At 51.4% G+C, this 15,693-nt stretch carries 15 protein-coding genes; 13 read left to right on the top strand and 2 right to left on the bottom strand.

Translation table 11 applies throughout. The annotated features are described in order from the left end of the window. Nucleotides 1-253: 253 nt before the first annotated feature. Together gshB and gshA are read right to left on the bottom strand one after the other, a co-directional pair. The gene (gshB, locus tag BLV85_RS04725) at nt 254-1,219 is read right to left on the bottom strand and encodes a glutathione synthase (RefSeq protein ID WP_090412637.1); all 966 of its coding nucleotides are present in this window, start codon (nt 1,217-1,219) and stop codon (nt 254-256) included. 11 nt (nt 1,220-1,230) lie between these two features. Then, a complete protein-coding gene (gene gshA / locus BLV85_RS04720) occupies nt 1,231-2,529 on the bottom strand; it encodes a glutamate--cysteine ligase (protein ID WP_090412635.1) in 1,299 nt (432 codons plus the stop codon). 301 nt (nt 2,530-2,830) lie between these two features. Here gshA and rplU point away from each other — a divergent pair, with 301 nt between their 5' ends. The 13 genes from rplU to BLV85_RS04655 all read left to right on the top strand — a co-directional run bounded on the left by rplU (nt 2,831) and on the right by BLV85_RS04655 (nt 15,483). Continuing rightward, nucleotides 2,831-3,142 (top strand): 50S ribosomal protein L21, encoded by a 312-nt coding sequence (gene rplU, locus BLV85_RS04715; protein WP_090412659.1) that lies wholly within the window; start codon nt 2,831-2,833, stop codon nt 3,140-3,142. A 12-nt stretch (nt 3,143-3,154) separates the two neighbouring features. After that, nucleotides 3,155-3,412 (top strand): 50S ribosomal protein L27, encoded by a 258-nt coding sequence (gene rpmA / locus BLV85_RS04710; RefSeq protein ID WP_090412634.1) that lies wholly within the window; start codon nt 3,155-3,157, stop codon nt 3,410-3,412. Between the two features lie 152 nt (nt 3,413-3,564). After that, a complete protein-coding gene (cgtA, locus tag BLV85_RS04705; protein ID WP_090412632.1) occupies nt 3,565-4,593 on the top strand; it encodes an Obg family GTPase CgtA in 1,029 nt (342 codons plus the stop codon). Nucleotides 4,594-4,598: 5 nt separating this feature from the next. After that, entirely contained in the window at nt 4,599-5,720 is a 1,122-nt protein-coding gene (gene proB / locus BLV85_RS04700; protein ID WP_090412656.1) for a glutamate 5-kinase, read from the top strand. 51 nt (nt 5,721-5,771) lie between these two features. Further along, nucleotides 5,772-6,776, top strand: coding sequence for a YheT family hydrolase (locus tag BLV85_RS04695; protein ID WP_090412630.1), 1,005 nt, complete (start codon nt 5,772-5,774; stop codon nt 6,774-6,776). Between the two features lie 76 nt (nt 6,777-6,852). Further along, complete coding sequence (gene phoR / locus BLV85_RS04690; RefSeq protein WP_090412628.1) at nt 6,853-8,202, top strand: phosphate regulon sensor histidine kinase PhoR; 1,350 nt, start codon at nt 6,853-6,855, stop codon at nt 8,200-8,202. A 416-nt stretch (nt 8,203-8,618) separates the two neighbouring features. Then, nucleotides 8,619-8,873, top strand: coding sequence for an RNA chaperone Hfq (gene hfq / locus BLV85_RS04685; protein WP_090412627.1), 255 nt, complete (start codon nt 8,619-8,621; stop codon nt 8,871-8,873). After that, nucleotides 8,863-10,062 (top strand): GTPase HflX, encoded by a 1,200-nt coding sequence (gene hflX / locus BLV85_RS04680; RefSeq protein ID WP_090412625.1) that lies wholly within the window; start codon nt 8,863-8,865, stop codon nt 10,060-10,062. The genes hfq and hflX overlap by 11 nt, the downstream gene beginning before the upstream one ends. Before the next feature lie 6 nt (nt 10,063-10,068). After that, complete coding sequence (hflK, locus tag BLV85_RS04675; protein WP_090412624.1) at nt 10,069-11,253, top strand: FtsH protease activity modulator HflK; 1,185 nt, start codon at nt 10,069-10,071, stop codon at nt 11,251-11,253. A 1-nt stretch (nt 11,254) separates the two neighbouring features. Next, nucleotides 11,255-12,133: a protease modulator HflC gene (gene hflC / locus BLV85_RS04670; protein ID WP_090412622.1), complete on the top strand. Its 879-nt coding sequence runs from the start codon at nt 11,255-11,257 to the stop codon at nt 12,131-12,133. 585 nt (nt 12,134-12,718) lie between these two features. Next, nucleotides 12,719-12,904, top strand: a complete 186-nt coding sequence (locus BLV85_RS04665) for a DUF2065 domain-containing protein (protein ID WP_090412621.1) — start codon at nt 12,719-12,721, stop codon at nt 12,902-12,904. A 78-nt stretch (nt 12,905-12,982) separates the two neighbouring features. Beyond that, entirely contained in the window at nt 12,983-14,164 is a 1,182-nt protein-coding gene (locus BLV85_RS04660; RefSeq protein ID WP_090412619.1) for an ATP phosphoribosyltransferase regulatory subunit, read from the top strand. A gap of 20 nt (nt 14,165-14,184) precedes the next feature. Beyond that, nucleotides 14,185-15,483 carry an adenylosuccinate synthase gene (locus BLV85_RS04655; protein ID WP_090412617.1) on the top strand — a complete coding sequence of 433 codons (1,299 nt, stop codon included), beginning with the start codon at nt 14,185-14,187 and terminating at the stop codon, nt 15,481-15,483. Nucleotides 15,484-15,693: the final 210 nt, after the last annotated feature.

Here is a 15,693-nt window from a genome sequence, read left to right as displayed (position 1 = left end):
TGCTGCGCACCACAACGCGACCTGAAGCGCTGCATAAACAACTCTACCAGGCTTTGAACATCAAACCCGATCCAATCGGCAAACGTAAAACAATTATCGACAGAAAAAAATCCGTAGTGCCAACCGACTCCAGTTGAAAATTTTAACTTGTTGAAAAATTGGGGATGTTTGAGATAGGGTCACGAAGTTGGGTGAGGCATATGCCGGGTCAGGCCAGCCATCTCTGCATGGTTGTGGAATGAATGATGCAAGCTTAAGAGCTTTTTTTTGCCTGAAGATCGCGCTCGATTGCGTCGATCATCAAGCCTGCTACATTGATGCCTGTTTGAGCGGTAATCTCTTGCATGCCTGTCGGGCTGGTGACATTGATCTCGGTCAGATAGTCTCCGATGATATCCAGTCCGACCAGCATTAGGCCGCGCTGGTAAAGAATCTGTCCCAGTTTCGCGGCAATCTCCCTGTCATGCGCTGACAGGGGCTGGGCCGTGCCCGTGCCGCCGGCAGCCAAATTGCCACGTGTCTCCCCGGGTTTCGGTTTGCGTGCGAGGGCGTAAGCTACGGGCTCCCCCGCGATTAACAGAATACGTTTATCACCTTCGCTGATTTCGGGCAGGAAACGCTGCGCCATGATGGTGCGCGTCCCATAATGGGTCAGCATTTCCAAGATCACGCCGATATTGTGGTCGGTGCTGTGTACACGGAAAATTCCGGCACCGCCCATGCCATCGAGCGGCTTCAGGATAATGTCCTGGTATTCGGCGAGAAATTCGCGGATCAGAGATTCCTGCCGGGTGACGATGGAGGGCGGGATGAGGTGAGGAAATTCCGTGATGGCCAGTTTTTCATTGTGATCACGGATGGCCCGTGGCCTGTTGATGACATAGGCGCCTTGCCGTTCGGCCAATTCCAACAAATAAGTGCTGTAGATATATTCGCTGTCAAAGGGAGGATCCTTGCGCATGAGAACCGCGTCGAAGTGATGCAGCGGTAGCGCTTCCGTCACGCCTTCCTGATACCAGTGGTAGGGGGTGTCTGGCTGCTCGGCAAAGGCCAGCGCGCGCGCAAAACCGACCACCTGCTCGTTTTTCCAGGCAAGATCCCCTTGCTGCAGGACATAAAGCTGATGACCGCGTGCTGCCGCTTCACGCATCATGGCATAGCTGGAATCCTTGTGGATCTTGATGGTGTCGAGCGGGTCCAGAATAAATGCCAATTTCATGGTGTTTCACCTCATGCGTTCGTATTCAGTACAGGATGTTTTGCATAACGATCCAGCTCGATCGCCGCTGCGAGCAGCGCCAGCCTGGCAATTACGCCGTAGGCATAGAAGCGATTGGGCACCGCATCAGGCCTGGCGGTGGGGTTGGGTTGCACGCAGGTGGTGTCAAATGCCAGGGGCACGAAATGCATGCCGGGGGCATTCAGATTTTCATCGATGCCGCGCCCGGTATGAACCCGGTAAAAACCGCCGACCACGTAACGGTCGATCATGTAGATGACGGGTTCAGCCACGGCCTGATGTATGCTCTCGAAAGTATATACGCCTTCCTGTACCAGCACATTCCTCACGAATAGGCCTTCCTTGACGGTGGCCATTTTGTTTCGTTGCTTGCGGTTGAGTTTATAGACATCAGCGCCATCTTTGACGCTCATGATGCCCATGCCGTAAGTGCCGGAATCGGCCTTGACGATGACAAAAGGTTTCTCCTTGACGCCATATTGTGTGTATTTCTCCTGCAGGTCGCGCAAGATTTCATCAACAGCTGCAGCGACGCAGTCTTCGCCTTCCTTTTCATGGAAATTGACTTTGCCGCAAGATGTAAAATAGGGGTTGATGAGCCAGGGGTCGATATCGATCAATTCGGCAAAGGCCTGTGCAACACTGTCGTAAGCGTTGAAATGGGATGACTTGCGGCGAGTTGCCCAGCCTGCATACAGTGGCGGAATGGTAATTTGTTCCAGGTCTTGCAGGATTTCCGGCACACCGCCGGATAAATCATTGTTGAGCAGAATGGCGCAAGGATCAAAATCCGCTGTATGAAGCCTGTTTCCCCTGCGTTGCACGGGTTCCAGCAATAAGGTATCGCCATTGGGCAACGCTACCGGCGTGGGACGAGTGATTTCCGGCAGCAGTGATCCGATGCGGATATCCAGGCCAGCCTGGCGCATGATGGACTGCAGAACAGCAACATTTTGCAGATAAAAAATATTGCGCGTATGATTTTCCGGGATCAGCAAGATGCTGTGTGCATCGGGGCAGATTTTTTCCACCGCGGTCATCATTGCCTGCACACACAATGGAATAAACGTTGGATTAAGATTGTTAAATCCACCCGGAAACAGGTTGGTGTCGACAGGCGCCAGCTTGAAGCCGCTGTTGCGTAAATCCACCGAACAATAGAACGGTACGGCATGTTCATGCCATTGTTTGCGCAGCCAGTGCTCGATTAGCGGCATGGCATCCAGGATGCGTTTCTCGAGTTCGAAAATCGGCCCGTTCAAGGCGATAGTGAGGTGAGGTACCGGCATGTGGAAAGCATAAAGATAAAAATTGGAATGGCTAATTATAGCATCACAGCCAACGCGAAAAATTCTGCCCGGGATAGTATCCCTGTCTTGAGTACGGGTTGGATAGGATGAGCCATCCGGGTGCCGGTATTTGTCATGAGCGCTGCCGGCTCGCGTTGAAATTTGCTTGGTTGCTGGTTTTTTCTGCGGCAGCAGGGGTTTTTCGCTGCGCGAGCATTGTGGCCGCGTGCGCTAACGCATAAATATTACACATAATCTGCTGGTAGCGATATAATTGGCGGTTCTATGATGGGAGATGGATATGTATGCAGTAATCAAGACAGGCGGTAAACAATACCGGGTTGAAGTTGGTAACAAATTGAAAGTTGAAACACTGTCTGCCGAAGCAGGCAGCGAAATATTGCTGGACCAGGTTCTGATGGTGGCGGATGGTGAAAACATCGCTACCGGCAAGCCATTGCTTGATCAGGCCAAAGTCAATGCGACTGTGATCGGTCATGGGCGGCATGACAAAGTGCGCATATTCAAGATGCGCCGGCGCAAGCATTATCAGAAACATCAGGGACACCGGCAGAATTACACTGAAATTCAGATTACCGGTATTTCCGCATAAGGAGGTTAGTTCATGGCACATAAGAAAGCAGGCGGTAGTTCAAGAAATGGGCGCGATTCCCATTCCAAGCGTTTGGGCATTAAACGCTTTGGTGGTGAGTTGATTAAGGCGGGTGGCATCATCGTCCGCCAACGTGGCACCCAGTTCCATCCTGGAGACAATGTGGGCATTGGCCGCGATCATACACTTTTTGCCAAAGTGGAAGGGAAAATACAATTTACCACCAAGGGTGCATTGAACCGTAAGACGGTTGCCGTGATTCCCGTGTGAGCGTAGTGGTTGCGCTTGACGATCAGTGCTCACCGAAGCAAAAAGCCCCATTCCTGTAATGGGGCTTTTTGCTTTATTTTCAGTCTGTTATATAAGAGAAGAAGAGCAGATTTTTTTATCAGCAATGAGAGCGGTCACGCCAGAGCAAATTCATGAAATTTATCGATGAAGTAAAAATACAGGTTTTTGCTGGAGATGGTGGCAATGGTGTGGCCAGTTTCCGCCGCGAAAAATTTGTGCCGAAAGGCGGGCCGGATGGGGGCGATGGCGGACATGGCGGCAGTATCTACGCCCTTGCCGATCACAATCTCAATACGTTGATCGATTACCGCTACACGCCAATTTTTCGGGCGAAACGGGGGGAGAATGGCCGTGGTTCCGACTGTTACGGCAAGGGTGCGGAAGATATCATCCTGCGCATGCCGGTAGGCACAATCATTACCAATGTGCTGACCGGTGAGGTCTTGGCCGATCTCAAGCAGGATCAGCAAAAAGCATTGCTGGCCAAGGGCGGCAGGGGCGGGCTGGGCAATATCCACTTTAAATCCAGCACCAATCGTGCTCCCAGGCAGTTTACCCATGGCGAGCCCGGTGAAAAATTCGAGCTGAAGCTGGAGCTGAGGATACTGGCTGACGTCGGATTGCTCGGATTGCCCAATGCTGGGAAGTCCACGCTGATTCGCGCAGTTTCCGCGGCGCGCCCCAAGGTGGCCGATTATCCGTTTACCACGCTGCATCCTAACCTGGGCGTCGTGCGTGTCGATACCAGCCGCAGCTTCGTGATGGCGGATATCCCGGGCCTGATTGAGGGGGCGGCGCAGGGTGCCGGGCTTGGACATCGATTTCTCAAGCATCTAAGCCGCACGCGCCTGCTGCTGCATGTCATCGATGTTGCGCCCTTCGATGACAGTGTCGATCCCGTACAGACCGCCTGGGCGCTGATCGACGAACTCCGGCAATTCGATGAATCGCTTTATCACAAGCCTCGCTGGCTGGTCTTCAACAAGGCCGATCTGTTGCCAGAAGCCGAACAAGAGGCCGCCTGTCAGCGCTTGCTGGATGGGCTGGCATGGACAGATCGATGGTTTGCCATTTCGGCGCTGACCGGAGAGGGCTGCCAGGCGTTAATTTACGCCATCATGCAATATCTGGAACAGCTGAACTCCGCACTCGAGCATTGATTGCCATGACGCAACCGATTCTGAAACAAGCCCGCCGGATCGTTGTCAAAGTCGGCAGCAGCCTTGTAACCAACCAGGGCAATGGGTTGGATCACGAGGCGCTTGGTTGCTGGGCAGAGCAGATTTTTCGCATCGGGCAAATGGGCAAGGAAATCGTATTGGTTTCATCCGGGGCGGTTGCCGAAGGCATGCAGCGTCTGGGCTGGAAAAGCCGTCCCGCGGCGCTCTACGAATTGCAAGCTGCTGCGGCTGTGGGGCAAATGGGCCTGGCTCAGGCCTATGCCACTTGTTTCAGTGCGTATGGATTGCAGACCGCGCAGATCCTGCTCACCCATGATGATCTATCCAATCGCAAACGTTATCTGAATGCCCGTTCGACGATTCTGGCCTTGCTCAATCTGGGTATCATACCGATTATCAATGAGAACGATACTGTCGTTTTCGATGAAATTCGATTTGGCGATAACGATAATCTGGCAGCGCTGGTTGCCAACCTGATTGAAGCGGAGGTCCTGGTGATCCTGACAGATCAGGCTGGTTTGTACACGAGCGATCCACGCAAAAACTCTGCCGCGACCCTGATACCGGAAACCCATGTCAGCGATCCGGCCATCGAGGCCATGGCGGGCGGCGCCGGTAGTGAGATCGGGCGGGGTGGCATGCAAAGCAAAGTCATGGCTGCCAAGCGTGCTGCACGCAGCGGCGCGCATACCCTCATCGCATCAGGCAAAGCGCAGGATGTACTGGTTCGTTTGGCAAGAGGCGAGGCGATCGGGACTTGCCTGCTCGCTGACATGCCAGTCAGAGTTGCGCGCAAACTGTGGCTTGCCGATCATTTGCAGGTGAGGGGAAGTGTCGTGCTGGATGCGGGCGCGGTCAGGGCGTTGTTGGCCGAAGGTAAAAGTCTGTTGCCAATTGGCGTGGCAGAGGTCCGGGGACATTTCGAGCGCGGTGAGGCCGTGTCATGCCTGGATACTAGCGGTCGCGAAATTGCGCGCGGCCTGGTCAATTATAGCGCCCGGGAGACACGGAAGATCATGCAGCTTCCTACTAGCCGGATTGAGACTGTGCTGGGTTACGTTGATGAGTATGAGCTTATCCATAGAAATAATTTGGTTGTTTTGTGATGATGATGAATTTCGGACCGCCCAGTTGGATCGAGCTTGTTTATAGTCAATATGAATGATCTCTCCCTGTTAACAAGTGCCGAGCAATTGCTGCCTTATACCGCACCCAAATGGCTGCCTGGCGGTAACGCACAAACCATTTATCCTTATTTCTTGAATGCCAATCCAGCGATCAGCTACCGCCGCGAGCGCTGGGAACTGGATGATGGGGATTTCATCGATATCGATTGGCTCGATGGGCGCGCTAATAAGCCGCTGCTGGTTCTGTTGCACGGCCTGGAGGGGAGCTCCCGCAGCCATTATGCATTGAGCATCATGCATTTGCTGCGGACACTGAATTGGCGGGGGGCGGTGGTGCATTTTCGTGGCTGCTCCGGATCGCCCAATCGTCTGCCGCGTGCATATCATGCCGGAGACTCAGCTGAAATAGACCGGATATTGCGCAGAATAGCCGGTCATGGCAGGGCTATGAGTCAGCATCCTCCCTGCTATGTGGTGGGTGTGTCGCTTGGGGGGAATGCTTTGTTAAAATGGCTGGGAGAGCAGAGCATGCAGGCCAATAAATTGATCGCGGGTGCTGTTGCGGTTTCCGTGCCGCTGGATTTGGCGGCGGCCGGCAAAGCCCTTGACGCAGGCTTTAACCGCGTCTATACCCAGCATTTTCTTGTTTCGTTGAAGCGCAAGGTGTTGGATAAGCACAAGCGTTTTCCGGGTCTGCTGGATATTCAGGCGGTTGCGGCATGCAAGACGCTGTATGAATTTGACAACCTGGTGACCGCGCCGCTGCATGGTTTCCGCAATACTGACGATTATTGGCGCAAATCGAGCAGCAAGCCGTGGTTAGGACAAATTCGGGTGCCGACGCTGCTGCTGAATGCCTGCAATGATCCCTTTCTGCCAGCCCATGTCTTGCCCGGGCAGGCAGATGTTTCATCATGCGTTACGTTGGATTTTCCTGCGCAAGGAGGGCATGTCGGTTTTATGCATGGCGCCTTTCCCGGCAAGCTGGAATGGCTGCCTCAGCGCATCATGCGTTTCTTAACGTTCGGCCTATGATCCATATCCACCAGCCAGAGCCAAGGTGCTGCGGGTTTTGAATGTGGGATATGCTACTTTTTGATTGCTTGATAACGTGAATTCGATCTGGCGGCACTTTACCGGACTGATTTGGCTGGCGGTCATCGTGGCGGGTGTCTGGCTTGCATTGGATGCCATCACCGCATTGAGCCTGTTCAGTCTCGTATCACTATGGCTGGTTGTCTATCATACCTGTAAGCTTTATGCGCTGGATCAATGGTTGCGTAATGGCTATCCTTCTCCTGCGGCAGTGCCGGATGGCGCTGGGGTGTGGGGAGAAGTTTTTATCCGTCTGGCGCGATTTGTCAGGCGCTATGACAAAGAATGCCTGCATCTCAATATATCCCTGGATCGATTGCAACGCGCGACTTCCGCAATGCCGGAAGGCATCGTTATCCTTGGTGAGGCCGGCCAGATCGAATGGTGCAATCTGGCTGCAGAACAACATTTGGGATTGAATCTCAAAATGGATGCTGGACAGCATATCACCCGGATGGTCCGCCAAGCGCAGTTTGTTGCTTATTTGAACTCGGGTGATTTTAATAAGCCGTTGATAATAAAACAGCTGCGTTCTCAGGATATTTTGCTTTCACTGCAATTGGTGCCATACGGTGACAGAGAGAAACTGTTGATCAGCCGTGATATCACCCGGTTTGAAAAGATCGAAATTATGCGGCGCGATTTTATCGCAAATGTTTCACATGAATTGCGCACGCCACTGACAGTCATCGGGGGATTTCTGGAAACCCTGTTGGACGAGAACAGAATATCCGGGAAAATGGAGAAAAATGCGCTGGAACTGATGGCGCATCAAGCGACGCGCATGCAGCGGCTGGTTGAAGACTTATTGACTCTGTCACGCCTGGAAAATACCCAGAATACCCTGTGTGAAGAAAGCGTGGATGTCGTGAAATTGTTGCGTGGGCTTCATCAGGAAGCGCGCTCGTTAAGCGCCGGACGTCATGTGATCACTTTGAATATTCTCAGTGACGCAATGGTTCTGGGGAGTGAAGATGAATTACGCAGCGCGTTTGGCAATCTGGTCAGCAATGCCGTGCGTTATACGCCCGAAGGTGGAAAAATATCCTTGAATTGGACGCTGGAAAAAGGCAAGGGTTTGTTTTATGTGCAGGATACCGGTATTGGGATTGAATCGGAGTATATCCCACGTCTGACAGAGCGCTTTTACCGGGTCGACCGTAGTCGCTCCCGCGAAACGGGCGGAACTGGACTTGGACTGGCAATAGTCAAGCATGTGTTGAACCGCCATCAAGCAAGCTTGGAGATTGCCAGCGAGCTGGGAGTGGGCAGCACTTTCAGGATCAAATTTCCTGCTTCGAGAGTATTGCCCGTCGCGCCGGGTGCAGCGGTACTGTCAACAGCAGCGAGTGAAGAAGCATCGTGATGCATCATGACGGCAGGTCATTAAAACCATGTTGTTAGTGTGTCTTTGATATTTTTTGCGTCAGTCACCAAGCCGAAAATCCCGGCATTCCCTTGAGGGATGCAGAACTGCACGGCTGCAAGCCAAGGGTCAAGTGCGGTTTTGCACATCGTACCGCAACTCGAAAATAAGCGTAAACACGTACATTAATGGCATTATTTCCCGTGTTAGACTTATGGTCTTTCGCATCATATACTTTGGTACGGGATTTTGTACGATGAAGGCAAGCGTTATTTTGCTTCTTTTCATTAACTTCATGTTACAAAGTGACTCGTAATGCAAAAGGGTGAGTTTTGTCGGATGAGATGTATTGATCTGCAAATCATACCCGTAGGTTTTGACTTCAAACAACTATAAATTTAATCAGGGGGGTTGACATGAGTGTTAAAGGACAGTTGCTTCAGGATCCATTTCTAAATGTCCTGCGAAAGGAGCGTGTGCCGGTTTCCATCTATCTGGTCAATGGCATTAAGCTGCAGGGGCATATCGATTCGTTCGACCAGTATGTTGTGCTGCTGCGGAACTCGGTCACACAGATGGTTTACAAGCACGCGATTTCCACCGTAGTCCCAGCCAAGGCCGTTACAATGCCAATTCCGGTTGAGACGCCAACTGACCAAAATGACTCATGATTCCGGCGCGGAAGCAAAGCTGAACGATTCGGCGAATACTGCCATTTTGGTCAATGTCGATTTTGGCAAGCGGGATCAGGCAAGTCTGGATGAGCTCTGCCAATTGGCCGCCAGCGATCAACTGTCGGTGGTGGCGATTGTCGAAGGCAAACGAAAAACGCCCGATCCTGCTACTTTTGTCGGTAAGGGTAAACTGGAAGAAATTCGCCAGGTGCTGGCACAGACACACGCGGAGATGGTGATTTTCAACCATGAACTTTCTCCCATTCAGCAAAGAAATTTAGCCACATGGCTGGCTTGCCGGGTAATAGACCGAACCAGCCTGATCCTGGATATTTTTGCCCAACGCGCTCGAAGTCATGAAGGGAAGCTGCAGGTTGAGCTGGCGCAACTGGAATATCTTTCCACTCGACTGGTGAGGGGGTGGACCCATTTGGAACGTCAGAAAGGCGGGATCGGTTTGCGTGGGCCAGGTGAAACCCAATTAGAGACGGACCGGCGGTTGCTCGCTAAACGGGTGAAACTGCTCAAGGAGAAACTGGTTGCTGTTAAACGGCAACGAGAAGTGCAACGTCGCTCAAGAAAACGGTCTGAAGTTATGACTGTTTCCATTGTGGGTTATACTAATGCGGGCAAGTCGACCTTATTCAATCGGCTGGTTAGGGCCGACGCCTATGCTGCCGATCAGCTGTTCGCCACCCTGGATACGACCACTCGCAAGCTGTTCATCCCCGGCCACGGCTCTATCGTGATTTCCGATACCGTCGGCTTTATACACGCGCTGCCTCATACCTTGGTGGCTGCGTTCCGTGCGACACTTGAGGAAACCAGGCAGGCCGATTTGCTTCTGCATGTAGTCGATGCATCGAGCTCTGATCGGGACCAACATATTGATGAGGTTAACAAATTGTTGCGGGAAATTGGTGCGGGGATGATCCCGCAGATTTTAATTTTGAACAAAATTGACCGGATCGAATCGAAATCTACAGCGAATTACATGCGTGATGAGTATGGTAGAATCAAAACCATTCGTCTGAGCGCGAAAACGGGAGAGGGTTTGGATTATCTGTATACCGCGCTGGCAGAAGCATTCAAACAGAATCAAACCGGGCCGCAGGCGCATCTCGCATCGCCTATACAGGCAGATGATGATGCCCGTACTACTTTTTTCAATAAAAGAAAGGATTAAATCATTATGGGTTTAAATGATCCACAGTGGGGGAAAAGGAGGGGTAATGCCGGCCCTCCTGATCTTGAAGAGATTATGCGCACCTTCAACCAAAAGATTAACGAAATTTTCGGCCGCAAGGGCGGAGACGGTGGCGATGAGGGCGGAGCTGGTGGTGGTCACGACAAGCATGGCAGTGGCGGCATCATTATCATCCTCGTTTTGTTGCTGGCCGCCTGGGTAGGCAGTGGGTTCTACATAGTCGATGAAGGTCAGCGAGGCGTCGTGCTGCGTTTTGGTAAGCACGTGGACACGACTTTGCCTGGTTTGCGTTGGCACATGCCGTATCCAGTAGAGAAGGTCGAGACGGTCAATATCAGTCGCGTGCGCACGGTTGAAATAGGCTACCGCACTAATGTGCGCAACAAGGTTTTGAAAGAATCGTTGATGTTGACCGATGATGAAAATATCGTCGATATCCAATTCGCCGCGCAATACATCCTGCGTAACCCCGAAGATTTTCTGTTTACCAATCGTGATCCCGAGGCTGCAGTTTTGCAAGTGGCAGAAACTGCAATTCGCCAGGTCATCGGTAAAAGTAAAATGGACTTTGTGCTGTATGAGGGGCGTGAGCAAGTTGCGGCCAGAACGACTGAGTTGATGCAGGAAATACTGGATCGTTATCAGATTGGCATCCTGATTAACCGGGTGACCATGCAGAATGCGCAGCCGCCTGAGCAGGTGCAAGCTGCTTTTGACGATGCGGTTAAAGCTGGACAGGACAGGGAGCGGCAAAGAAACGAAGGCCAGGCCTACGCAAACGATGTCATTCCGCGTGCCAGAGGTAGTGCTTCGCGCCTGTTGGAAGAGTCCCAAGGTTACAAGCAGCGTGTGATTGCGAGTGCGGAAGGTGATGCGAGCAGATTTGATCAGGTGCTGGTCGAATATGCCAAAGCGCCTGGCGTAACCCGGGATCGTATGTATATCGATACCGTGCAGCAAGTCCTATCCAATACCAGCAAGATCCTGATCGATCAGGAAGGCGGAAACAATCTGCTCTATCTGCCGCTGGACAAACTGATTCAAGCAGAGCCGGGCAAGTCCAAACCGACTACCAATATGAAGCCGCTGCCACAGGTTCAGGATTATTCAACAGATGCGAGCTTACGTTCGCGTGAATCGTTTCGTAGCCGTGAGCGGGAGATAAGATAATATGAAAGCTATTTCTTCGATATTTACTGGTATTCTGTTAGTGTTGCTGGTGGTTGGCAGTGCGGCTATATACATCGTTGATGAACGTGAACAGGCCGTGGTGTTCCAACTGGGGGAAGTCATCGATGTCAAGACAGAACCCGGACTGTATTTCAAAATACCGGTTGCACAAAATGTACGCTTCTTTGATTCACGTATCCTGACGCTGGATGCGGATGAACCGCAGCGTTTCATTACTTCCGAGAAAAAGAACGTTATCGTCGATTTGTTTGTCAAGTGGCGTATTGTCGATGTGAAGCAATACTATGTTGCGGTGAATGGAGACGAAGCCCTGGCACAAACGCGTCTTTCACAAACGATCAACTCGAGCATGCGGGATGAGTTCGGTAACCGGACCGTGCATGAAGTGGTATCCGGTGAGCGCGACCTGATCATGGAAATCATGCGCCAAAAAGCGAATGCGGATGCTCGTAAAATTGGCGTCGAAGTGGTTGACGTGCGGCTGAAACGGGTTGATCTGCCCCAGGAAGTGAGTGAATCTGTCTATCGCAGAATGGAGGCCGAACGTAAACGGGTCGCCAATGAATTGCGTTCGACCGGTGCTGCCGAGGCTGAAAAGATTCGTGCTGATGCCGATCGCCAGCGTGAAGTCATATTGGCTGAAGCTTACCGCGAAGCCCAGAAAATCATGGGTGAGGGGGATGGCCAGGCAACCGCAATCTACGCCGAGGCTTTCCAGAAAGATGCAAAATTCTACGAGTTCTACAGAAGCCTGGAAGCATACAAGCAGTCGTTCAGTGAAAAAGGCGATATGCTGGTGCTGGAGCCTAAATCGGATTTCTTCAAATATCTGAAGGGTCCGGGAGAGTATAAAAAGTAGGCTTTTGAATTTTCAAGTAAAAAATAGCTCGATTGGAAATTGGCCGCTAGATTCTAAACATGGCGGTCAATTTCGGACGCTTGCAAATATAAATTCCTGGATGGCCTCAGCGGTACGATAACAAGCGTTTGCGGGTTTCCTAGGAGGCTGTCCGAGAATAGCGATCGTAGCGAGGGCGAAGCTGGCTGAGCGGGATTTTTCGATCATTTGAGGCGAATAGTGGTTCTATTCAACGAAAAGGATCGAAAAATCCAGCCTGGCAGGTTCGTCCGCAGTAGATCAGCTATTCTCGGACAGCCTCCTAGATGATTTCTGCATTATTTCCGTATTGCAATTCCAGAAAATGGCGGTTGTACCAGGTTCGCTCAACCCGAAACAAAAGACAACAGGAAATTCTATCAGATTGTGATAACCGAGCTGGCTGGATGCGGTATCCATAAGGCCATACATGCGCCTGGTGATAAGCCATAAGCCAAGGCGCTTCCAAGACCTATGTGTTCAAAACAACTGAATACAGGTGCGAATGAATGGCAGGCTGGTTTTCTCTATCAATGAATGGATTTTCTAATTTTAGGATGTACTGATATGTGGGATACTTTTTTGATGGCCATTGCATTGATGCTCGTGCTGGAGGGTATTCTACCGTTCATATCGCCTAAAGCCTGGCGCGAGACCTTTCAAAAACTTTTGCAGCTGGAAGATAGCCAGATACGCTTTATAGGCCTCAGTGCCATGCTAGTCGGTTTGATTATTCTCTATCTGGTCAATTAATCGGCACTTCTCAAGTGGTTTTACCTTTATCACTCCTACAATCGGACCGGGCACAATCGTCCCGATTCGACATCAAAAATGCGCAATTGGTTACTCCCTGAATATATTGAAGATGTTTTGCCGCATGATGCTTATCGCATAGAGAAGATCCGTCGCAGTATAATGGATTTGCTGCATGTCCATGGGTATCAATTTGTCATGCCGCCCTTGCTGGAGTATGTGGAGTCGCTATTGTCCGGGAGTGGCGCCGATATGAACTTGCGTATGTTCAAGGTAGTTGACCAGCTGAGCGGCAGAATGATGGGCCTGCGCGCGGACATGACCCCTCAAGCCGCGCGAATCGATGCGCATTTGTTGAATACCGGCGGGATCACGCGTTTATGTTATGCGAGCAGTGTCGTGCATACCGTGCCCTTCGAAATCACGCGCACCCGGGAGCCTTTCCAAGTAGGGGCGGAATTATACGGCCATGCCGGCATAGCAAGTGATTTGGAAATTCAGCGCCTGGTACTGGCGTGTTTGTCTATCTCCGGTATTCAGTCCATTCATCTTGATCTTGGGCATGTACAGGTATTTCGCAACCTAATACGGGATGCGAAAATTCTGCCGGAATTTGAAATGGAGTTGTATAGTGCACTCCAGGCAAAGGATATCGGTTCCTTGCAGGAGCTCGTGCGCACTGGACTGGACAAGCGTTTGAGTCCTGAAATCCGAGCTGCATTGATGCTGCTGCCCGAATTGTATGGCGATCGCACTGTGCTCGCACGCGCGCACAAATATTTGCCCGCTTTCCCGCAAATTAAGGAAGCATTGAACCAGCTTGAACATGTGGCGGATGCGCTCCAGCCGCATGTCAGTAAAATCACCTTTGATTTGTCCGATTTGCGCGGTTATCACTATCACACGGGCATGGTGTTTGCTGTCTATACAGCGGGATGTCCTGCCGCCATCGCACTTGGGGGACGTTATGATGAAATCGGCAAGTTATTTGGCAGAGCCCGACCTGCTACCGGCTTCAGTCTGGATTTAAAGGAGTTGTCGAGACTGATTGAGGTGAACGACTATCCCAAGGGCATTCTTGCACCATGGCGGGCCCACGACGATCGGTTGGCCGCAGTCGTCAAACAGTTGCGCGCCGAGGGCCACATCGTCATAGTAGAACTGCCGGGAGAAGATAGAACGAACAATACTTGCTGTGACAGAAAGCTCGTCCTCCAGCATGACCAGTGGAAAGTTGTGCCGATTCAGAATAATCAATAATCAGAAGAGATCATAATTGTATGGCCAAGAATGTCGTTGTCATTGGAACGCAATGGGGGGATGAGGGTAAAGGCAAGATTGTTGATTGGTTGACAGATCGAGCTAGAGGCGTCGTACGTTTTCAAGGTGGCCATAATGCTGGACACACGCTGGTGGTCAGCGGCAAAAAAACCGTGCTGCATCTGGTTCCATCCGGTATCTTGCGTCCACACGTTATTTGTTATATAGGCAATGGCGTAGTGCTGTCACCACATGCTCTGTTGGAAGAAGTCGATATGCTGGAGCAGGCTGGGGTGGATGTAGCCGGCAGACTGCGAATCAGTGAAACCTGTCCTCTGATTCTTGCACACCATATCGCGCTGGACAGTGCGCGCGAGTCCGCCAAGGGGCTGGACAAGATCGGCACAACCGGCAGAGGCATCGGTCCGGCCTATGAAGACAAAGTGGCCAGGCGGGCAATTCGCCTGCAGGATTTGTTTCACCCCGGGCGGCTTTCCTGCAAGCTGGAAGAAGTGCTCGACTACCATAATTTTGTGCTGGAAAATTATTACCATGCGACCACCATCGATTTCAACCAAGTGTTAGATGCGTGCCTGCAGAATGCCGAGCGCATTCGTCCCATGGTTGCGGATATCCCCAGGTTGCTATTCGAAGCCAGTGCGGCCGGTGACAGTCTTTTGTTTGAGGGTGCGCAGGGTGCGTTGCTGGATATCGATCATGGCACTTATCCATTTGTGACTTCTAGTAACTGTATAGCCGGTGCTGCCTCGTCAGGCAGTGGCGTCGGGCCGCAGATGCTCAATTTCGTGCTGGGTATTACCAAAGCGTATACGACGCGCGTCGGTGCAGGGCCTTTCCCGACCGAACTTTCCGATTCAGTGGGCGATCACTTGGCGCAGCGGGGTAACGAATTTGGTTCCACTACCGGCCGTCCTCGCCGTTGCGGATGGTTTGATTCAGCAGCCGTCAAGCGTTCGATACAGATCAATGGTGTTTCAGGGCTATGTATGACCAAACTGGATGTGCTCGATGGTCTCGAGACTCTAAAAATCTGTGTGGGTTATAAATCAAAAGAGACAGATCATTACTACGATATTTTGCCATTTGGAGCGGACGATCTGGCGGATTCCGAACCCGTTTACGAGGAATTGCCCGGCTGGCAGGACCGTACTGCAGGGATCAAGGATCTTGATCGGTTACCTTCTGCAGCACGGAACTATCTGAAGCGTATCGAAGAAGTGTGCGGGGTGCCAATAGCCATGATTTCCACCGGTCCCGACCGCGCCGAAACAATTGTATTCCGCCATCCTTTTGAATGATGATAGACAGCGCGGATTGCGGATAATTGAATTTCACCCTAATGGGTGTGAATACTGGATGCAGAATCGATTATAATTTTTGTTGCTATAGCTATTTAGAGCTTACTCAGAAAGTATAAATGGTTGTTTTTGAATTGAAATATTGTATAAATCAATATTTAAGTGCAAGGTTTTTGAACAAACTATGCGAAAACCCTTGCACTTGATTTG

The sequence above is a fragment of the Nitrosomonas halophila genome (assembly GCF_900107165.1).
GTDB classification, from domain to species: Bacteria; Pseudomonadota; Gammaproteobacteria; order Burkholderiales; family Nitrosomonadaceae; genus Nitrosomonas; species Nitrosomonas halophila.
Note: the sequence above shows the minus strand (reverse complement) of the source record. Positions and strands in the feature narration are given on the sequence as shown.